Source organism: Nocardioides marinquilinus (genome assembly GCF_039543705.1).
In the GTDB taxonomy this organism is placed as follows: domain Bacteria; phylum Actinomycetota; class Actinomycetes; order Propionibacteriales; family Nocardioidaceae; genus Nocardioides; species Nocardioides marinquilinus.
In genome coordinates this window covers 126,297-147,386 of record NZ_BAABKG010000005.1, presented here as the reverse complement: position 1 = coordinate 147,386, position 21,090 = coordinate 126,297, and the positions used below count along the sequence as shown (strand labels likewise).

14 protein-coding genes are annotated in these 21,090 nt (G+C 74.9%); 13 read left to right on the top strand and 1 reads right to left on the bottom strand.

Annotation, left to right across the window (positions count from 1 at the left end; translation table 11 throughout):
- Window positions 1-131: 131 nt before the first annotated feature.
- The 12 genes from ABEA04_RS18575 (at window position 132) to ABEA04_RS18520 (ending at window position 16,410) form a co-directional block, all read left to right on the top strand.
- A complete protein-coding gene (locus ABEA04_RS18575) occupies window positions 132-1,208 on the top strand; it encodes a prenyltransferase/squalene oxidase repeat-containing protein (RefSeq protein WP_345462206.1) in 1,077 nt (358 codons plus the stop codon).
- Between the two features lie 2 nt (window positions 1,209-1,210).
- Complete coding sequence (locus ABEA04_RS18570; protein WP_345462203.1) at window positions 1,211-2,218, top strand: hypothetical protein; 1,008 nt, start codon at window positions 1,211-1,213, stop codon at window positions 2,216-2,218.
- A gap of 16 nt (window positions 2,219-2,234) precedes the next feature.
- Entirely contained in the window at window positions 2,235-3,374 is a 1,140-nt protein-coding gene (locus tag ABEA04_RS18565) for an energy-coupling factor transporter transmembrane component T (RefSeq protein WP_345462200.1), read from the top strand.
- Window positions 3,371-4,951, top strand: a complete 1,581-nt coding sequence (locus tag ABEA04_RS18560) for an ABC transporter ATP-binding protein (protein WP_345462198.1) — start codon at window positions 3,371-3,373, stop codon at window positions 4,949-4,951. Before ABEA04_RS18565 ends, ABEA04_RS18560 begins: the two co-directional genes overlap by 4 nt.
- Window positions 4,948-5,775 carry an ECF transporter S component gene (locus ABEA04_RS18555; protein WP_425577056.1) on the top strand — a complete coding sequence of 276 codons (828 nt, stop codon included), beginning with the start codon at window positions 4,948-4,950 and terminating at the stop codon, window positions 5,773-5,775. Before ABEA04_RS18560 ends, ABEA04_RS18555 begins: the two co-directional genes overlap by 4 nt.
- 221 nt (window positions 5,776-5,996) lie before the next feature.
- Complete coding sequence (gene pstC, locus ABEA04_RS18550; protein ID WP_345462196.1) at window positions 5,997-7,016, top strand: phosphate ABC transporter permease subunit PstC; 1,020 nt, start codon at window positions 5,997-5,999, stop codon at window positions 7,014-7,016.
- Window positions 7,016-8,233 (top strand): phosphate ABC transporter permease PstA, encoded by a 1,218-nt coding sequence (gene pstA / locus ABEA04_RS18545; protein WP_345462194.1) that lies wholly within the window; start codon window positions 7,016-7,018, stop codon window positions 8,231-8,233. The genes pstC and pstA overlap by 1 nt, the downstream gene beginning before the upstream one ends.
- On the top strand, window positions 8,230-10,083 hold the full coding sequence (locus ABEA04_RS18540; protein ID WP_345462191.1) for a phosphate ABC transporter substrate-binding protein PstS: 1,854 nt from the start codon (window positions 8,230-8,232) through the stop codon (window positions 10,081-10,083). Before pstA ends, ABEA04_RS18540 begins: the two co-directional genes overlap by 4 nt.
- A complete protein-coding gene (locus ABEA04_RS18535; RefSeq protein WP_345462188.1) occupies window positions 10,080-12,821 on the top strand; it encodes a hypothetical protein in 2,742 nt (913 codons plus the stop codon). The genes ABEA04_RS18540 and ABEA04_RS18535 overlap by 4 nt, the downstream gene beginning before the upstream one ends.
- A gap of 2 nt (window positions 12,822-12,823) precedes the next feature.
- A complete protein-coding gene (locus ABEA04_RS18530) occupies window positions 12,824-13,759 on the top strand; it encodes a sortase (protein WP_345462185.1) in 936 nt (311 codons plus the stop codon).
- A gap of 137 nt (window positions 13,760-13,896) precedes the next feature.
- The gene (locus ABEA04_RS18525) at window positions 13,897-15,471 is read left to right on the top strand and encodes a substrate-binding domain-containing protein (protein WP_345462182.1); all 1,575 of its coding nucleotides are present in this window, start codon (window positions 13,897-13,899) and stop codon (window positions 15,469-15,471) included.
- A 189-nt stretch (window positions 15,472-15,660) separates the two neighbouring features.
- Complete coding sequence (locus ABEA04_RS18520; protein ID WP_345462888.1) at window positions 15,661-16,410, top strand: phosphate ABC transporter ATP-binding protein; 750 nt, start codon at window positions 15,661-15,663, stop codon at window positions 16,408-16,410.
- Window positions 16,411-16,543: 133 nt separating this feature from the next.
- Here ABEA04_RS18520 and ABEA04_RS18515 read toward each other — a convergent pair whose 3' ends face one another.
- Window positions 16,544-19,501, bottom strand: coding sequence for a M36 family metallopeptidase (locus tag ABEA04_RS18515; protein WP_345462180.1), 2,958 nt, complete (start codon window positions 19,499-19,501; stop codon window positions 16,544-16,546).
- Window positions 19,502-19,680: 179 nt separating this feature from the next.
- On the opposite strand from ABEA04_RS18515, the gene ABEA04_RS18510 reads away from it, so the two are divergent.
- A complete protein-coding gene (locus ABEA04_RS18510) occupies window positions 19,681-21,069 on the top strand; it encodes a serpin family protein (protein ID WP_345462178.1) in 1,389 nt (462 codons plus the stop codon).
- Window positions 21,070-21,090 lie beyond the last annotated feature (21 nt).

The following is a 21,090-nucleotide window of genomic DNA, read 5'->3' as shown; positions in this document are numbered from 1 at the left end:
GGTGTGAGCCGGGGGCCCGTGAGCCGGAGCACCCGTCCGTGGCGTCCTCACCACATCGCTGTCGTGGAACAACGGCGGGTGGCCCGGCCCCTCGCCGTGCCCTCCCGCCGTGTGCAGCGGGAAGGAACCCCGTGTCCCACCGTCCCAAGCGCCTCGGCGCCCTCGTCGCCGCCGCTGCGGCCGCCACCCTGGTCGTCACCGGCACCGTCGGCGGAGCCGTCGCCCCGGCGCAGGCCGCCAAGGGCCCCGCCGGCGCCGCCGGCTGGCTCGGCAACCAGCTCACCGAGGGCCTGGTCTACAACGGCCAGTTCCAGTTCAACGACTACGGCCTCACCGCCGACGTCGGCATCGCCCTCGACCGCCTCGGCGGCCAGCCGGGCAAGGAGGCCGCCGTCCGCAAGGCGATGGCCCGCAACGTCGAGAGCTACATCACCGGCGTCGACTTCGGCAGCAAGGACCGCTACGCCGGCCAGACCGCCAAGGCGCTCGTGCTCGCGCAGGCCACCGGCGGCAACCCGCGCTCCTTCGGCGGGGTCAACCTGGTCACCCGCCTCGGCTCGCTGACGCAGTCCGAGGGCACCACCGCCGGCCGCATCCGCGACCGCGGCGCCAGCGACTTCTCCAACAGCATCGGTCAGTCCTTCGCCGCCCGCGGCCTGTCGGTCGCCCGCTCGCCCAAGGCCGCGGACGCCGTCGCGTTCCTGCTCAAGCAGCAGTGCAGCGAGGGCTTCTTCCGCCTCGGCTTCGCCCCCGAGGGCAAGCGCCGCCAGTCGTGCGACCAGGGTGACGCGAACCTGAGCGTGCCCGACACCGACACGACCGCCCTCGCCGTCATCAACCTCTCGGCGATCGGCAAGAAGTCGCCGGCGGTCAAGCAGGCCATCGCCGACGGCGTCGGCTGGCTCCGCAAGGCCCAGAAGAAGGACGGCAGCTTCGGCGGCGGCCCGACCACCGAGGGCAGCAACTCCAACAGCACCGGCCTGGCCGCGTGGGCCCTCGGCGAGAACGACGCCTGCACCGCGGCGGCGAAGGCCGCCACCTGGGTCGGCAAGCTGCAGCAGGGCCGCGGCGCCATCGCCTACGACCGGGCGGCGTTCGACGCCGGCCGCGACGGCATCGGCACCGCCGAGAAGGACCAGTGGCGTCGCGCGACCGCGCAGGCCGCGCCCGCCCTGGTCTACCGGTCCACCGCCGCCTGCCGCGGCTGACCGTGCGTCGCGCGCTCGCGCACGCGCTGACGGTGGCCGTCCTGGCCACCGTCGGCGCGGCCGCGCTCACCACGACGACGACGGCCCCCGCGGCCGCGGCCGGCCCGTGCACCGGCCGGGGTGTCACCGTCATCGTCGACTACAACAGCCTCGGCGGCGGGGTGCAGGGCACCTGCGTCACCGGCGGTGGCGGCCGGACGGCCGCGTCGTCGTTCACCGCCGCGGGGTTCCCGCTGCGCTACGCCCAGCGCCAGCCGGGCTTCGTGTGCCGGGTCTCGAACAAGCCGACGTCCGACCCGTGCGTCAACACCTCGCCGGCCAGCGCCTACTGGGGCCTGTGGTGGACCAACGGCAAGACCGGCACGTGGGTCTACTCCAGCCTCGGCGTCACCTCGCTGAAGGTGCCCAACGGCGGGTCGGTCGCGTTCTCGTGGGACGACAAGGCGGGCAACCAGCCGCCGACCTACCCCGCGCCGAAGACCCAGCGAGCCGAGCCGGAGCCGTCGGAGGAGCCCACGCCGACGCCGGACACGACGCCGACGCCGGACCCGACCCCCACGCGGACGCCGGACCCGGCGCCCACCGAGCAGCCCGACCCGACGACCCCGGCGGAGCCGACCCCCACGGCGGACGACGCGACCCCCACCGCGCCCGGCCCGTCCGACGCCGGCGGGTCGTCACCGTCCGCGATCCCGTCCGCGGGCCCGTCGGAGGAGGCGCCCTCGGCGAGCCCGTCCGGGACGCCGAGCGGCCGCCCCTCCCGGGGGCCGCGCGGCCCCCGGGAGTCGGCCGAGCCCGAGCCGTCGGCGTCCGGGTCGGACGAGCCGGCGGCGTCCGGTGACGAGCAGACGCTCCCGCCGCTCGCCGAGCCCGAGCCGGTCGAGACCACCGAGGCGGCCGACACGACCGACGGCGGCCTGCCCGGCTGGCTCGCCCCCGGGCTGATCGCCGTGGTCTTCGCCGGTGCGGGCGCCGCGTGGCTGCTGCGCCGCCGGGGCGCCGAGCACTGATCGAGGGAACGACGACGTGAGGACGCTGCCGCGCGACCTGCACCCCGTGGCCTGGTGGCTGTGGGCGATCGGGCTCGCGACGGCGACGTCCCTCACGACCAACCCGCTGGTGCTGCTGCTGCTCGTCGGGGTGGTCGGCGTCGTCGTGACGCTGCGCCGCACCGACCACCCGTGGGCGCGCTCGTTCCGGTTCTACGTCTGGCTCGGCGTGGCCGCCGTCGTGCTGCGCGTGCTGTGGCGCGTGCTGCTCGGCGGCGGCTACCCGGGCACCGTCGTCCTCGACCTGCCCGAGGTCCCGCTGCCCGACTGGGTGCTCGGCATCAGCCTGCTCGGCCCGGTGACCCGCGAGGCGCTGCTCGCCGGCCTGTACGACGGGCTGCGGCTGGCCGCCATCGTCATCTGCGTCGGCGCGGCCAACAGCCTGGCCAACCCCAAGCGGCTGCTGCGCAGCCTGCCGCCGGCGCTCTACGAGCTCGGCACCGCGCTGGTCGTCGCGGTGACGGTGCTGCCGCAGTTCACCCAGAGCATCCGCCGGGTGCGCGCCGCGCAGGCGCTGCGGGCCGGCGAGACCGGCCGCGTGCGCCGGCTGCGTCGCTTCCTCGTGCCGGTGCTCGAGGACACCTTCGAGCGCTCGCTCGCGCTCGCCGCCGGCATGGACACCCGCGGCTACGGCCGCTCCGGCGACGCCGGCCGGGTCGAGCGACGCGTCACCGGCGGCCTGATGATCGCCGGGCTGTGCGGCGTCGTCGTCGGCGTCTACGCGCTGCTCGACCAGACCGCGCCACGGCTGCTGGCCGCGCCCATGCTGCTGCTCGGCGTGCTGGTCGCGGCCGCCGGTCTGCTCAACGCCGGACGACGGGTCGGCCGCACCCGCTACCGGCCCGACCGCTGGCGCGCGCCCGAGCTCGCCGTCGTCGGCGTCGGCCTCGCCGTCGCCGTGGTCGGCTGGTGGGTCAACCGCCACCAGGTGCCCATCGCCTACCCCGACGTCACCGTCGCCCCCGAGGTCAGCCTCGCCGCGCTCGCCGCCGCGATGCTCGGGCTGCTCGCCGTCGTGGTGACCCCGCCGCCCAGCAGCGTGGCGCCCGCGCCGCGCGAGCCGGCGCGCGCCCAGCGGCCGGAGCGCCCCGAGCGCGAGGTGGAGGCGGCGCGATGACCCTGCTCGAGCTGCGTGGCATCACGCTCGACTACCCCGACGACGTCCGGGTGCTCGACGCCGTCGACCTCGACCTCGACGAGGGCGAGCTGATGGTGGTCAGCGGCCCCACCGGCGTCGGCAAGTCGAGCCTGCTCGGCGTCGTCACCGGCCTCGTGCCGCGGTTCTCGGGCGGCACGCTGCGCGGCGACGTGCGCCTGGACGGCGAGAGCATCGTCGTCCTGCCGCCGCGCGAGCGGGCCCACGCCATCGGCTACGTCGGCCAGGACCCCGCGGCCGGGTTCGTCACCGACACCGCCGAGGACGAGCTGGCCTACGGCATGGAGCAGCTCGGCCTGCCGCCGGCCACGATGCGCCGCCGCGTCGAGGAGACCCTCGACCTGCTCGGGGTCGCCGACCTGCGCCGCCGCGACCTGCACACCCTCTCCGGCGGCGAGCAGCAGCGCATCGCCATCGGCTCGGTGCTCACCATGCACCCGCGGCTGCTCGTGCTCGACGAGCCCACCTCGGCCCTCGACCCCACCGCCGCGGAGGACGTGCTCGCCACCCTCACCCGGCTCGTGCACGACCTCGGCGTCAGCGTGCTGCTCGCCGAGCACCGCCTCGAGCGGGTCGTGCCGTTCGCCGACCGGATGGCGCTGCTCACCGGCGGCGGGCGCGTCGAGACCGGCGACCCGGCCGACCTGCTGGCCCGCTCGCCCGTCGTCCCGCCGCTGGTCGAGCTGGGCCGGGCCGCCGGGTGGACGCCGCTGCCGCTCAGCGTGCGCGAGGCCCGGCGGGCGGCCCGGCGGCTGACCCTCGCCCCGCCGCCCGCGGACCCGCCCGCGCCGGCCCCCGCACCGCTGCTCACCGCCACCGGCGTCGGGGTGACCCACGGCCCCGTCGTCGCCCTGCGCGAGGTCGACGTCACGCTCGACGCCGGCCGGGTCACCGCGCTGATGGGACGCAACGGCTCGGGCAAGTCGACCCTGCTCTGGACCCTGCAGGGCACCCGCAAGCGGCGCACCGGCCGCGTCGAGGTCGGGCGGCCCGGCGCCGACGGTCGCGACCCGGCCGCGCTCGACCCCGCCGGGCGCCGCGCCCTCGTCGGCCTGCTGCCGCAGACCGCCGGCGACCTGCTCTACCTCGAGACGGTGGCGCAGGAGTGCGAGGCCGGGGGAGCGGGCACCCGGGCGCTGCTCGAGCGCCTCGTGCCCGGCATCGACGACGACGCCCACCCCCGCGACCTCTCCGAGGGGCAGCGCCTGGCCCTCGCCCTCGCGCTCGTGCTGGCGGCCCGCCCGCGCGTCGTCCTGCTCGACGAGCCCACGCGCGGCCTCGACTACACCGCCAAGGCCGCGCTGGCCCGCATCCTGCGCGAGCTGGCCGTCGACGGCCACGCCGTGCTCGTCGCCACGCACGACGTCGAGTTCGTGGCCACCGCCGCGGACGACGTCGTGGTGCTGGCCGAGGGCGAGGTCGTCTCGGCGGGCCCGACCCGTCGGGTCGTGCTCGAGTCGCCGGCGTTCGCCCCGCAGGTCACCAAGGTGCTCGGCCCGCCGTGGCTCCGCGTCGACGAGGTGGTGGCGGCCCTGTGAGCACCGTGTCCCGAGGCCCGGCGCACGTCGCGTCGACGTCACCGCGCGCCATCCCGCTGTCGTGGCGCTCGCGCGTCGTGCTGGCCGTCGCGTCGCTGGCCGGCCTGATGATGCTGTGCTGGCCGCTGCTGGTGCGCGTCGGGCCCGGCGACCGCATCGACCCGCCGTTCCTGTTCCTCGTGCTCCTGCCGGTGGTCATCGCGGTGGTGGTGGCCGAGCTCAGCGAGGGCGGCATCGACTCGCGGGTGCTGGCGATCCTCGGCGTGCTGTCGGCGGTCAACGCGCTGATGCGGCTGCTCTCGGCCGGGACGGCGGGCGTCGAGCTGGTCTTCTTCCTGCTGATCCTCGCCGGGCGGGTCTTCGGCCCCGGCTTCGGCTTCGTGCTGGGCGTCACCTCGCTGTTCGCCTCGGCGCTGATGACCGCGGGCGTCGGCCCGTGGCTGCCGTTCCAGATGCTGTGCGCGGCCTGGGTCGGCATGGGCGCCGGGCTGCTGCCGCGGCGCGTCACGGGCCGCTGGGAGGTCGCGATGCTGGCGGCGTACGGCGTGGTGGCCGCCTACGCCTACGGCCTGCTGATGAACCTCTCGGGCTGGCCGTTCCTGCTCGGCGTCGCGGTGCCGGGCGCCGAGGGCAACCTGACCTACGTCGCCGGCGCCCCGCTGCTGGAGAACCTGCGGACCTTCCTCGTCTACACGCTCATCACCTCGACCGGCAGCTTCGACACCGGCCGCGCGATCACCACCGCGGTCGCCGTGGTCGTCCTCGGGCCGGCGGTGCTGACCACGCTGCGCCGGGCCGCCCGGCGCTCGATCGTGACCCCATGATCACTCCGGGCCAGGCCGGCTAGCCCGGTCGGTCGACGGCGTCTGACCCGGTCGGACCACCTGTCCCCAGGGCCCCGTCCGAGTTGTCCGAAGGCCGGTCGCGAGTTCTCCTCTCGTTCACGTCCGGAGCCCGCTGCGTTGGGCCCCGACCCCCACGCTCCTCGTGGCCGGCGGGGGACGCCGCGCCACCCGTACATGGGGACCAGGGGAATCAGGGACACGTGACCACCACGACGCCCGACCTCGACGCCGACGGCGTCGAGGTCGATGTGAAGCCGCGCGCCATCTCGCGCCGCACGACCGGCAGCGACCGGGTCTTCGTCTACGGCGCCCGCACGATCGGCGCCTCGGTGCTGGTCATCACCGGCGGCGTCGGCCTCTTCCTCGGCTGGCAGGCCCGGCCGACGCTCGAGCGCTACGGCCTGCGGTTCTTCCTCGAGCAGCAGTGGTCGCCCGACACCGACGTCGTCGGCATCGCCGCGGTGCTCGTCGGCACGTTCCAGGTCGCGCTGGTGGCGATGGTCATCGCCTTCCCGCTGGCGCTGCTGACCGCGCTCTACATCAGTGAGTACGCGCCGGAGCGGATCAGGTCGACGCTGGTCTCGCTCGTCGACCTCATGGCCGCGGTGCCCTCGGTGATCTACGGCCTGTGGGGCGCGCTGCTGATCATGCCCCACGCCGCCGACCTCGCCATCTGGTTCGACCGCCACCTCGGCTGGCTGCCGATCTTCGCGGTGCCCGGCGGCCGCGCCGACAGCCCGCTGCCCGCGCTGAGCCAGTACGGCTTCAGCGCGTTCTGCGCCGGCATCCCGGTCTCGATGATGGTCATGCCGATGGCCTGCGCGGTGATGCGCCAGGTCTTCTCGCAGACGCCGCCGGGGGAGAAGGAGGCCGCGCTCGCGCTCGGCGCGACCCGGTGGGGCGTCGTCCGCGCCGTGGTGCTGCCCTTCGGTCGCGGCGGCATCATCGGGGGCACGATGCTCGCCCTCGGGCGGGCGCTGGGCGAGACCATCGCGGTGCTGCTGATCCTCTCGCCGGCCTTCGAGATCAAGTGGAGCCTCACCGAGAAGGGCGGCAACACCGTCAGCGCCCTCATCGCGGGCCAGTTCAACGAGGCCACCGCCTCGCAGCTCTCGGCGCTGCTCGCGGCCGGCTTCGTGCTGTTCCTCATCACGCTGCTGATCAACACGCTCGCCGCGACGGTGGTCAACCGCAGCCGGTCCGGGGCGGAGACGGGCTGATGACGACGACCGCCCCCGACCCGCGGCTGGACGACGCCGTGGTGCCCGCCGCGCCGCGGACCCACCTGCCGAGCCGCGACGCCGACGCCCCGCCCGCCCAGCCACGCACCTCCCTCGGCCGCATGTCGCCCGACGAGCTGTTCGTGCGCGCCGGGTCGTGGGTCGCCGGGCTCGGCCTGGCCTGGCTGATCACCCAGCGACTGCTGCCGCTCACCGGCCTGCCCTGGTTCCTCGTCGTGTGGTTCTGCAGCGGCCTCCTCGTGACGGTCGTGGCCACCGCCATGACCGGCACCGCCGTCGAGGTGCGCGACCGGGTGGCCGCCGCGGTCGTCACCGCCGCCGCGCTGTTCGTCGGCGCCGCGCTCGTCAGCGTGGTCGTCTACGTGGCGGTCAAGGGCTGGCGCCCCGTGCTCAACCTGAACTTCTTCCTCGACGACATGTCGGGCGTCGGCCCCAAGGACCCCTTCGACGAGGGCGGCATCCGCCACGCCATCGTCGGCTCGCTCATCCAGATCGGCATCGCCGTCGCCATCACCCTGCCGCTCGGCGTCGGCACGGCCGTCTTCATGACCGAGGTCGGCGGGCGGTTCGCGCGCGTGGTTCGCACCATCGTCGAGGCGATGACCGCGCTGCCCTCAATCGTGGCCGGGCTGTTCATCTACACCGTCTGGATCCTCGCCCTCGGCCAGCCGCGGTCGGGCTTCGCGGCCGCGCTCGCGCTGTCGGTGATGATGCTGCCGATCATCGCCCGCGCCGCCGACGTCGTGCTGCGCGTCGTCCCCGGCGGGCTGCGCGAGGCCAGCCTCGCCCTCGGCGCCAGCCGCTGGCGCACCGTGTGGCACGTCGTGCTGCCGACCGCCCGGCCGGGCCTGGCCACCGCGCTCATCCTCGGCGTCGCCCGCGGCATCGGCGAGACCAGCCCGGTGCTGCTCACCAGCGGTGCCGCCGACTTCACCAAGCTCAACCCGTTCGACGGCTCGATGAACTCGCTGCCGCTGTTCATCTTCGGCGGCGTCCGCAGCGGCAACGCCATCGCCATCCAGCGGGCCTACGGCGCCGCCCTGGTGCTGCTCGTGCTGGTGCTCGTGCTGTTCGTCGTCGCCCGCCTGCTGGCCCGGCAGCGCTCCACCGGACGCCGGCCCCGGCGCCCCGGGCGAGCGCCCCGACCCGCCCGCCCCGCCCGCCGATCCCTGCGCCCGTCCCGGAGGACCCGATGACCCGCCACCGCCGACTGCTGGCCGCCCTCGCCGCGGGGGCCGCCCTGGCCCTCGCGACGCTCGGGGCCGGCGCCGCCTCGGCCGACCAGCACCCCACCAGGGACGCCGGGGACACCGGAGACGCCGCGCACGCCGGGGACGCCGCCGTCCCCGCCGTGGCCGCCGCCGGGCCCACCCCGGTCGCCCGCGCGGCGTACGCCACGATCGAGGGCACCGGCTCGACCTGGTCCGAGCTGATCGTCAAGCAGTGGATCGCCGACGTCGACGCGATCGGCATCAAGGTCGTCTACACCGGCGGCGGCTCGTCGAAGGGCCGCAAGGACTTCGCCCAGAACACCACCGACTTCGCGATCTCCGAGATCCCCTACCAGGGCCGCGACGAGGCCGGGCAGGCCGACACCAGCAACGGCCGCGACTTCTCCTACCTGCCGATCGTGGCCGGTGGCACGGCGTTCACCTACCAGCTCAAGGTCGGCGACGACCTGGTGCGCAACCTGCGCCTGTCGGGCGAGACGATCGCGAAGATCTTCACCGGGCAGATCACCAACTGGAACGACGCGCAGATCACCGCCGACAACAACGGCCGCTCGTTCCCCGACAAGACGATCGTGCCGGTGGTGCGCTCCGACGGGTCGGGCACCACCGCGCAGCTCACCAGCTGGCTCGACGCCGCCTACCCCTCGATCTGGCGGCCCTACTTCGGGCGCGCGGGGCTGACGTCGTACTACCCGAGGAAGGGCGACACGATGATCGCCCAGGCCGGCTCCGACCAGGTCATGAACACCGTCTCGGGCTTCGCCGGCGACGGCACCATCGGCTACGTCGAGTACTCCTACCCGATCGACAAGGACTATCCGGTCGTCAAGGTGCTCAACCGGGCCGGCTACTACGTCGAGCCGACGCAGTACAACACCGCCGTCGCGCTCACCAAGGCCCGGATCAACCGGGACCGGTCCGACCCCACCCGCTACCTCACGCAGATCCTCGACGGCGTCTACAACAACCCCGACCCGCGGGCGTACCCGATCTCCTCGTACTCCTACATGATCATCCCGACCGCGGCCGACGACCGGCGGATGACGACGGCCAAGCGGCAGTCGCTCGCCGACTTCCTCTACTACTCGCTGTGCAGCGGGCAGACCAAGGCCGGCCCCTACGGCTACTCGCCGCTGACGCTCAACCTGGTCGAGGCCGGGTTCGAGCAGGTCGCCCAGCTGAAGAAGGCCGACCCGGCCGTCGACCTCACCGACCGCGACGTCCGCTCCTGCAACAACCCGACCTTCGACGGCAAGGACCCCAGCCGCAACCGCCTCGCCGAGATCGCCGCCATGCCGCCGGCCTGCGACCGCCAGGGCGAGGGCCCGTGCGGTGGCGACACCGGCCAGAACGTCAACAACGACGGCTCCACCGACCCGGGCACCACGGACCCGTCGGACCCCGGCACCACCGACCCCGGCACCACCGACCCCGGCAGCACCGACCCGGGCACCGGTCCCGGAGGCGTCGACCCCGGCACCACGGGCCCGGACGGCGTGGTCCCGCCGCCCGGCTCGACCGGCCCCGGCGGCACCGACCCGACGACCGACGGCACCCGCCCCGGCGCCCCGGTGGTCTCGACCGACCCCGAGACCGGCGAGCAGGTGCTCGTGGGCGCCGAGACCACGAGCGGGCTGGACGACCCCGCCGCCGAGGCGATCTTCGCCAACGCCCAGACCCTCGACGAACGGCCACCGGACTCCCGCACCTTCGGCATGGTCGCGGTGCTCGAGCTGCTCGCGCTCGTGCTGCTGCCCGGCGCCTTCCTCGCCTTCTACCGCCGCCGCGGCGTCGGCCCGAGGACGCGGTCGTGACGCCGCGACGAGGCCGCGCGCTGGTCGCGGCGGCCGCCGCCCTCCTCGCCCTCGGTGCCACCGCGCTCTCCGGCGCCACGACCGCGACCGCCGACGTCGCGACGGCCGGCGCCGCCGTCCGCAGTGCCGCTCCACCGGCGCCGGCCACGGACGACGGCTACCGCCGCACCAGGACCCTGCAACGGGTCTTCACCGAGGCCGACGGCACCCGCACCACCGTGGCGAGCTACGAGGTCACGGTGCGCGCCGACCAGACCCGCAACCTGCGCGGACGCCAGCGCATCCGCATCTCGTGGACCGGCGCCCAGCCGTCCGGCGGCCGGGCGAGCAACCCCTACGGCGAGCGCGGCCTGACCCAGGAGTACCCCGTCGTCGTCCTGCAGTGCCGCGGCCGTGACGACGCCCGCCTGCCGCTCGCCAGGAGGCTGCGGCCCGAGACGTGCTGGACGGCGTCGGTCGCCCAGCGCTCGCAGGTGCTGCGCTCGGAGGGCGAGTCGATCTGGCGCCACGACCTCCACGCCGCGGACGCCGACCGGCAGCCGGTCAGCGGCACCGACCCGGCGCCCGCCGCCGAGGCCTGCCCCGACCTGTCGATCCCCGGCTACAGCACCCACCTGACCCAGTTCGTCGCCCGCTCCGGCACCGTCTACCCCGCCTGCGACGCCGACTCCATGCCGCCCGAGGCGGCCGTCGACGCGGCCTTCCCGCCGGCCGAGATCGCGGCGTTCACCGACGAGACCGGCCGCGGGTCGGTACAGCTCGAGGTGCGCAGCGACGTCGAGAACGAGTCGCTCGGCTGCAGCCACGAGGTCGCCTGCTCGGTCGTCGTGGTGCCGATCGTCGGTCTCAGCTGCGACCGGCCGGCCGTGCCGATGACCCTCGACGACAAGGCGTGCCGCGCCTTCGGCCGCTTCGCCCCCGGCTCGAGCAACGGCATCGGCGAGGGCATCGACCAGGCGGTCGGCCCGGCGCTGTGGTGGTCGGCGTCCAACTGGCGCAACCGCTTCACGGTGCCGATCACCTTCGGCCTGCCGCCCGACACCTGCGACCTGCTCGACCCGCGGCCGCCGACGGGGTTCTACGGCTCCGAGCTGCTCGCGCAGGCCGCCCTGCAGTGGTCGCCGGCGTACTGCCTCGACGAGAAGCGGTTCAAGTTCCAGCTCAACCAGATGAGCGACGCCGCCGGCTTCAACCTGATGGAGGACGGCACCGGCCCGGCCGCGATCGTCTCGAGCGAGCACGAGCGCGACGGCGACGACCCCGTCGGCTACGCGCCGACGGCGGTGACCGGCTTCGCGATCGGCTACGAGATCGACCGCCCCGACAACGCCGGCGAGCTCGAGCGGCTGCGGCTCAACCCCCGGCTCGTCGCCAAGCTGCTGACCCAGAGCTACCTCGGCTCCGACCTCGGTCGCGGCCACCCCGGCATCGGCGAGAACCCGCTGGCGATCATGAACGACCCCGAGTTCCAGCGCCTCAACCCCGGGCTGTCGACGACCACCCAGGAGGCGGGCGCGACGCTGCTGTCGCTGTCGAACGACTCCGACGTCGTCACCCAGCTCACCGAGTACCTCGCCCGTGACCGCGAGGCCATGGCCTTCATCGGCGGCGAGCCCGACCCGTGGGGCATGCGGGTCAACCCGTCCTACCGTGACATCGAGCTGCCACGCGCCCAGTGGCCGCTGCTCGACGCCTACGTGCCGAGGACGTCGAACTCCTGCCGCCAGCAGAACCCGTCGGTCTACTTCAACCAGCTCGCCGCCCCGGTGACCACGCTGCGCAAGATCTCCGAGGCGCTGCTCGACGGCTGGCCCAACGTGCAGACGCGCTGCGAGTACGACCCCAACACCAAGCTGTTCAAGATCGGCCGCGTCGACCGTCAGTCGTACGGCGCCCGCTTCGTGCTCGGCCTGGTGAGCCTCGGCGACGCGTCCCGCTTCGGCCTGCGGCCCGCCGCGCTCGAGACCTCGCCCGGCCGCTACGTCGCGCCGAACGACGCCTCGCTCGCCGCCGCGGTCGGGCTGACCGAGCAGGCCGGCCCGCGGCGTCCGTTCGTGCTCGACCAGCGCGACGTCGCCCGCGCCGGCGACGCCTACCCGGGCACGATGGTCGTCTACACCGCGGCCCGGCTGCGCGGCCTCGACCCCGAGGTCGCCGACGACGTCGCCTCGTTCGTGCGCATCTCGACCACCGAGGGCCAGCGCCCCGGCAGCGGCAACGGCCAGCTGCCCGCGGGCTTCCTGCCGATCCGCGACTCCGGGCCCACCGCGCGGCTGCTGCGCTCGGCCCGCGACGTCGCCGACGCGATCGAGGCCCAGACGCCCGCCCCGGCCGACCCGGACCCGACCGACGACCCCGACCCGACCGACGTCCCTTCGCCCATCGACCCGACCGACGTCCCGGCGCCCACCGACCCCCCGCCCGGCCTCCCGCCGGGACCCGGGCCCGGCCCCGGCCCCGACGGCATCGACGTGACCGTGCCCGAGGGCACCGACCCGACGAGCGACCTCGACGACCCCGGGCCCGGTCGCACCCCGGCCACCGACGACGCCACGACGGTCGACACGCTGCAACCGGTCGCCGAGCTCGCGGACGCCGTCCCGGTGAGCGCCACCGAGTCGGTCGGCTCGCGCGCCGCCGGCGCCCTGGTGCCGGTGCTGCTCGGGGTCGCGCTGCTCGGCGGGCTGGTGCGCCTCGGCACGCGGTTCCTCGTGCGACCGCCGCGGAGGCTCACGTGACGATGACCGAACCCACCCCGACCTCCACCACCCCGGCCACCCCGGCCGCCCCGGCCGACGCGCCCGTCGTCCCCGAGCGTCCGGTGCGCGCCCCGCGGCCCACCCCCGTCGGCACCGCCGCGGTCGTCAGCACCGCCGGCGTCATGGTCAGCCTCGTGGCGCTGTGGCTGGTGGCCCAGCTGCTCGTGCTCAGCGACCTCGCCCACGACCGCGCCCAGGCCATCCTCTTCCGCGACTTCCGGGTGCAGCTGGCCGAGACGACGGCGCCCCTCGGGCCCGTCGTGCCGACCGGCGACCCGGTGGCCATCCTCCGCATCCCCGCGATCGACCTCGAGGAGGTCGTGGTCGAGGGGACGTCGTCGGGCGAGCTGCTCGCCGGACCCGGTCACCAGCGCGACACCGTGCTCCCGGGCCAGGAGGGGCAGTCCTACGTGCTCGGCCGCGCCGCCACCTACGGCGCGCCGTTCGCCGACCTCGGCGACCTCGAGGTGGGCGAGCCGGTCGAGGTGACCACCTCGCAGGGCGTCGCGGTGCTCACGGTCACCGGCGTGCGCCGCGACGGCGACCCGCGGCCCGCCCCGCTGGCCGCCGGGTCGACCCGGCTCACCCTCGTCTCGGCCGAGGGCGAGGGGCGGTTCTCGTCGCTGACGCCCGAGCGCACCGTCTACGTCGACGCCGAGAGCGCCGACGCCTTCCCCGCCCCACCGCGGGCCGGCGGCGCCATCGAGGAGTCCGAGCGCGCCATGGCCACCGACCCCACCGCCCTCCCGCTGCTCGCCCTCTACCTCGCCCTGCTCACCGCCCTCGTCCTCGCCGTCGTCGCCGCCCGCCAACGGTGGGAGGCGCTCCTGGTCTGGACGATGGCCGGCCCCCTCGCCATGGCGCTCGCCTGGCTCACCACCGACACCGTGATGCGACTGCTGCCCAACCTGGTCTGACCCGCCCTCACCCGATCCCCGGCCGGCCCACCCGGCCCGCCGGACGCTGCGCCCTGCCCACACCGACCCACCCCGACCCACACCCGACCACCCCGACCACCACGCACCACCCACCACCGCGAAGGAGCACCACCACCATGTCCGCTCGCCTGTCCGCCCGCACCGCCGTCGCCGCGGTCACGACCGCGCTGCTCGCCGCCTCGGCGCTCGCGCTGTCCGCCGGCGCCGCCCACGCCGACCCCGACGACACCGCGTTCACGCCCGCCACGGGCGACGTCATCGGCGTCGGCTCCGACACCAGCCAGAACGCGATGTACCGCCTCGCCGAGGCCTACAACGCCACCGTGCCCGCCGGCAACCCGCGCCTGGCCACCTTCGCCGCCGTCGGCAGCGCCCAGATCACGCTGCCGAGCGGTGCGATCAACCGCCCGAACGGCTCGGGCGCCGGCAAGACCCAGCTCTACAACCCCAGCAACCCCGACATCGACTACGCCCGCTCGTCGTCCACGCTGAGCACCACCGAGATCAGCGCCGGCCTGCAGCAGTTCCCCTTCGCGCTCGACACCCTCAAGCTCGCCGTCTCCGGCGACACCGCCTCGAAGGCGCCCGACGTGATCACCGCCCAGCAGATGGTGGGCATCTACGACGGCTCCGTCGACGACTGGAGCGACATCGGCGGCCAGCCGGGCGCCATCGTCCCGATGATCCCGCAGGCCGGCTCGGGCACCCGCTCGTTCTTCGTGGCCCAGCTCAAGGCCGCCAACAACAACGTGGACGTCGCCCTGGCCAGCACCGTGGTCGAGGTCCAGGAGCACGACGCGGCCCCCGTGCGCGGCAACGCCACCGCCGTCGCCCCGTTCTCGGTCGGCCGCGCCGCGCCGTTCGGCTCCTCGCTGCGCCTGACCGGCGGGTTCTCGGCCACCCGCGCCCTCTACAACGTGGTGCGCTCGACCGACCTCGGCAACGCCACCATCCAGGGCCTCTTCGGCACCAACGGCTTCCTGTGCTCCGACGGCGCCCAGGACGAGATCGCGGCGGCCGGGTTCCTGCAGCTGGCCCGGCCCGCCAACGGCGGCGCCTGCGGCCAGTCGACGCAGAGCGCGGTCAGCAACTTCACCCTCAACGGCCCGGTCGCCCCGGTGAGCACCACCACCACCGTCACCGGCACCAGCCCCTCGCCGCGCGCGGTCAGCCTCAAGGCCACCGTGTCCGGCTCGCCGACCCCCACCGGCCGGGTCACCTTCACCGACGCCACCAGCGGCGCGAGCCTCGGCACCGCCAACCTCATCGGCGGCGTCGGCACCCTCAACCTGTCGAACCGCGCGCCGGGCAGCTACCGGGTCACCGCGGCCTACGCCCCGCCCGCCGAGAGCACCTTCGTGGCCTCCCAGGGCACCGGCACCGTCGTCGCCAAGGCGGCCTCGACCATCACCGAGAGCCTCCCGGCCAGCGTCGCCAAGACCAAGGCCTCGGCCAAGGGCGCCGTCACCGTGACCTACGTCGGCACCACCACCAAGCCCCAGGGCAAGGTGACGATCAAGAAGGGCGCCAAGACCGTCGGCTCCGGCACCCTCGTCGCCGGTCGCGTCACCGTCACCGTCCAGCGCTCGGCGGTCGGCTACGGCACGAGCACCCTCAAGGTCGCCTTCCCCGGCGACGCCCGCGGGTTCGGCTCGACCACGACCTTCACCCTCACCTTCCGCAAGAAGTAGCCCCCGCGGCCCCGCCGCCCCCGCCCGGCCCGGGCGGGCGCCCGTGCGCCCGCCCGGGCCGGCACCGCGACACCCGAGACGAACGGACCCACCGTGACCACGCTGCAGCAACCCGCCCAGCCCGCCCAGCCCGCCCAGCCCCCGGCCGACCCGGCCGCCCGGCCGCTCGCCGAGCTCGAGGCCCGCGACATCAGTGCCTGGTTCGGCCAGCACAAGGTGCTCGACCGGGTCTCGCTGGTGATGCCGGCGGGCGGCATCACCGCCCTCATCGGCCCCTCCGGTTGCGGCAAGTCCACGTTCCTGCGCATCCTCAACCGGATGCACGAGCTCGTGCCGTCGGCCGCGCTGGCGGGTGAGGTGCTGCTCGACGGCACCGACCTCTACGACCCGGCGCGCCGGCTCATCGACGCCCGCCGCGCGGTCGGGATGGTCTTCCAGAAGCCCAACCCGTTCCCGGCGATGTCGATCCGCGACAACGTGCTGGCCGGCCTGCGGCTCACCGGCACCAAGGCCGCCAGGGCCGACAAGGACGCGCTCGTCGCCTCCTGCCTGACCAAGGCCGGTCTGTGGAACGAGGTCAAGGACCGGCTCGACGATCCCGGCGGCGGCCTGTCGGGCGGGCAGCAGCAGCGGCTGTGCATCGCGCGCTCGCTCGCCATCAAGCCGCGGGTGCTGCTGATGGACGAGCCCTGCTCGGCGCTCGACCCCACCTCGACGCGGGTGATCGAGGAGACGATGCTCGAGCTGGCCCGCGAGGTCACGATCGTCATCGTGACCCACAACATGCAGCAGGCGGCCCGGGTCTCCGACCAGTGCGCCTTCTTCCTGGCCTCCCACGGCACCCCCGGCGTCATCGTCGAGCACGGTGACACCACGGCGATGTTCGGCAGCCCCCGCGACCAGCGCACCAGCGACTACGTCAACGGCCGCTTCGGCTGAGCGGACCGCCCGGGCCGCGTCCCGGCGATGCGGTCCGCGGACGACGAGAGCGCCCCGGCCGACCGTGGAGGTCGACCGGGGCGCTCGTCGTCCGGACCGGCTGTGCCCTTCAGCGCGTCTGCGCGTCAGCGCATCAGCGCATCGAGGTGCCGTCGTCGTAGACGGCGACCTCGGTGAGGTCCATGTAGGTGCACCCGGCGAAGGCGTCGGGGCACTGGGCGAAGTCGGGCACCTGCGGGCTCAGCATCGTGAACCGCACGTGCGTGGTGCCCGGCGCGACGGCCGCGAGCTCGACCATGCGGCCCTGGTCGTCGGGCGTGAACTCACCCGAGGCGGCCTCGGTCCACGGCCCGGTGGCCGAGGTGCCGGTCTCGATGCGGTACTCGCCGGTGGAGGCGCTGCCCGGGTCGCCGCAGGTGGCGCTGGGGTCGACGCCGAAGGAGGTGATGTCGACCGCCTGCGGCAGGGCGATGACGATCGACTTGGGCTCGACGTCGCCCTCGCTGGTCGCCGGGGTGCCGTCGGCCGTCGTCTCGCTGCCCCAGCCGGTGCCGCGGGAGAGGTCGATCGCGCCGCCCGGACCACAGCCGAACGGCGTGTAGTCGGGGCCGGTGTAGGAGGCGATCTCGGCGCCGCCGGAGGACGCCGCCCAGTCGCGCCGCAGCTCGAAGGACTTCGCGGTGGTGGCACCGCGACGCACGGTGACGCCGGTGGTGGCGCCCTCGTGGCCGTCGGCCATCGCGACCATCTTCGGGTAGCGGCCGGCGACGACGTCGGTGATGCGGAAGCGGCCGTCGCCACCGGTGACGTCGGAGTAGGTGCCGAGCGCGCCGGAGGTGTGGCCGGCGATGAAGACCACCGCACCCGCGACCGGGTCGCCGTTGCCGTCGCGCACGACGCCGGTGACGGCGCCGCGCGGGGCCGAGGCCGGCGGCGGCACGTGGAAGTCCTCGGCCGGCTGGGGGTCGGCGCCGTCGATCGAGGCGGCGTAGAACCCGAAGCCGCGCGCGGCGAACCGCTTCCACAGCAGCGCGGTGTGCTTCTTGCCGTAGATGACCTTGTCGGCGGTGATGATCGCGTCGCGCATGTCGAGCATCGACGGGTCGTCGGGCGAGAGGGTCATCGCGGAGGTGACCAGGCGCATCGTGACCTCGTGGCCGAGGCGCTCGTGGATGGCCCACAGCGTCTGGGCCCACACCTCGCCGGCGGAGTGCACCTCGGTGCCGAGGATGCCGTTGATGTCGCCGTAGGTGTAGCCGCCCTTGCCGACCACGTTGCCGTCGCCGTCGACCTGCAGGCACAGCCGGGCGCGCTGCCCGATCTTGCAGTCGATCGCCTGGCTGCGCGTGTAAGTGCGGTTCTTGCTCAGGTAGCGGTCGTACATCAGCTCGCCGGAGACCTTGGGACGGTTCTTCATGAACCCCTTGGTGACCAGGTAGTCGAAGGAGTAGAAGTCGCTCCAGCCCTCGCCCATGCCACCGCCCTGGTAGCTGTTGAGCGTGGAGGCGCCGGAGGAGTCGACGACCAGGCGGTTCGACAGGCCGTGGGTGTACTCGTGGCCGATGTTGTCGAAGGCGTTGGTCGAGCTCGCCGCGAGGTAGCCGTCGCGGTTGAGGTACATCTGCATCGTCGGCGGGGTGCCGTCGGGCGGGGTGTTGAAGTTGGCGTTGTTGACGTGGTTGCCGTCGGGCAGGCCGTTCGCGGTGTCGGCGCCGTCGATGGTGTGCACGTTGACCGCGTCACCGCCGGAGCGCTCGAAGTTGCCGAGCGAGGGCGTGAAGCCGAACGGCGGACGACGCAGCCACTGCGCGTACTTGCTGGTCAGGTAGAGGCCCTGCACGCCGTCCTGGTCCATGTTGCGCTTCCAGGAGTAGCGCTTGTTGGGGTTCCAGGTGCACTGGTAGCGCGCCTTGCACGTGGCCTGGTTCTTGGCCGTCTTGAACCGGTGCAGCGGGAACTGCGGCTGCTTGGCGCCGCCGGGCACCGCGGTCTTCTCGCGCGGCTGCACCTGGTTGTCGTCGTTCAGGTCGGCCCAGACCGAGGCCCAGCGGCCGCGCATCCACGTGGCGCTGCGGGGCAGGTAGCCGAGCTTGTAGAGGTTGACGACGTGGGGCTGGCCGCCGGAGACGTCCTTGCCGCCCGCGCCGGGGTAGTTCTCGTGCACCAGCGCGTCGCCGGGGCGCGTGCCGGGGTCGCTCTCGAAGTTGACGGTGCTGCGCCGGAACAGCACGCGGCCGGTGGTGGCGTCGACGACGTGCTGGAAGCCCTGGGCGGCGCCGGGCGTGGTGTAGGTGAGCCAGGCCGCGCGCAGGCCGCCGGAGCCCGCGAACCACACGCGCTCGGCGGTGGCGTCGGGGCCGGCGGTGGCGCCGGGCGTGCGGGCGTCGTCGACGGCGGCCCGCAGCGCGGCCCGGGCGTCGAGGCGCGGGGCGGCGGAGCGGGACGCGAGGCGCTGGACGCCGGCGACCGGGGAGCCCTGGACGGCGATCAGCCGGCCCTGGCGGTCGACGTGGGCACGCAGGCCGTTGCCGAAGACGGGGCTGCCGTCGACGACCTGCTGCCAGAACACGTGGGTGATGCCGTTGAGGTCGGTGACCTGCCGGACCCGGCGCAGCGAGCCGAGGTCGGCGGTGCTGAGGCCGAACCCGGCACGGTTGGCGCGCACGAAGTCGAGCGCCACCTTCGCGGCGGGCCGGCCGCTCGGCGCGGTGAGGAAGCCGGTGCGCGAGGCCACCTGGCTCAGCGTGCCGGTGGCCGGGTCGAGGGCGACCTCGGCGTCACCGCCGATGCGCTCGGCCAGCGCGGCCACCTCGTCGCCGCGTGAGCGCAGCACCGTGGCCGAGCGGCGGGCCTGGGCCTGGGTGGTGGGTGCGGTGCGTGAGTCGTAGTTGGCCAGCACCTCGCGGCTGCTGCCGGCCACGGCGGTGCCGCCGGCCTTGACCGTGGGCCCCGGTCGCGGGTCGGCCGCGGCGGGTGGCGCCGCGGACGGGGCGGACCCGGCGGTGGCCGTGGCCAGGCCGGGGGCGAGCAGCGCCAGGCCGGCGGCCGCGACCGCGGCCAGCCGGAGACGGCGGGTGGAGGAGGGCGTCATCGGTGCTCCTGCGTACGAGTCGGCCGCGTGGGATCGCGACCTGCGGCACCCTAGACCCGCTCGCCGACAGAGGCGAGGGGCCCGGCGACGGAAGGGTCCGGCAGTCACAAGCAGTGGTGCCGCGCGCGTGGCCGGCCACGCGCGGGAACCCGCGCCCGGCGCCGGCGCGTCAGACGGGCATGAGCACCCCGAGGCAGCCCGTGCGTCCGCGGCACCCGATCGACCGGCGCGGCGCGCTGCGCCTGCTGACCCTCTCGGCGCTGGCCGTCACCGCGGCCGCGCCGCTGGCCGCGTGCGGCAGCGAGTCGGGCGGCGCCCGCCACGAGGGCAGCTACGAGCCGATGCCCGGCGGCGTCGACGTCGAGCCGGTGGCCGCCGACGTGCCCCGGGCCGACGGCGACGCGGACGCCGTCTCCGACGTCGTCGCGGCGCTGCGGTCGACCGGAGGCGCGCTGCTCGGGCTGCTGGGCGAGCAGCCGGGCAACCTCGCGATCTCGCCCTACTCGGTCCTGGTGGCGCTCGCGCTGACCCTGAACGGCGCCCGCGGCGCGACCCTCGAGCAGCTGCTCGGCCTCTACGACGGCCTCGACGTCGGGCGGCTCAACGGCGGTCTCAACGCCCTCACCGCCGAGGTGGAGGGGCAGACCGGCGAGGTCGAGAAGGCCGACGGCACCCCGACCGAGCTGGTGCTCGACGCCGCCAACGGGCTCTTCGGCCAGCGCGGCACCGCCTGGGAGCAGGCCTTTCTCGACGTGCTGGCCGCCCAGTACGGCGCCGCGCTGCAGACCGTCGACTGGGCGGGCGACACCGAGGCGGCGCGGCAGGCGGTCAACGCGTGGACCGCCGAGCGCACCCGCGACAAGATCCCCGAGATCCTCCCGGCGGGCGCGGTCGACGCGCTCACGCGGCTGGTGCTCGTGAACACGCTGTACCTCGAGGCCCCGTGGGAGCGGCCGTTCTCGGCCGGCCTCACCGAGGACGCCGACTTCACCCGGCCCGACGGCAGCACGGTCGGCGTGCCGATGATGCGGTCGGCCGAGCCGGTGGACGTCGCGTGGTCGCGCGGTGAGGGGTGGCAGGCCGTGCGGCTGCCCTACGCCGGCGGCACCACGGCGATGACGGTGGTGCTCCCGGACGCCGGCCGGCTCGCCGACGTGCAGGCCGACGTCGCCGCCGGCGGCCTGACCCGCTACCTCGAGGCCGGGACGACGGAGCCCGTCGACGTGCGGATGCCGTCGTTCACGTTCCGCACCGGCGCCGGCCTGGTCGAGCCGCTGCGGCGCCTGGGCGTCACCGACGCCTTCGACGAGGGCCGCGCCGACCTCACCGGCATGACGACCGAGGAGCGGCTGTTCGTCTCGGGCGTGCTGCACCAGGTCTTCGTGGCCGTCGACGAGGAGGGCACCGAGGCGGCCGCCGCCACCGCGGTCGCGGTCGGCGCGACCTCGGCCCCGGCCGCCCCGCGCCCGTTCACCGTCGACCGGCCGTTCCTGTTCGTCGTCCACGACGTCGAGCACGGCACGCCGCTGTTCCTCGGCCGCGTCGACGACCCGACGGCGGGGGAGTAGGGGCCGCACCCGGCCCCGGCC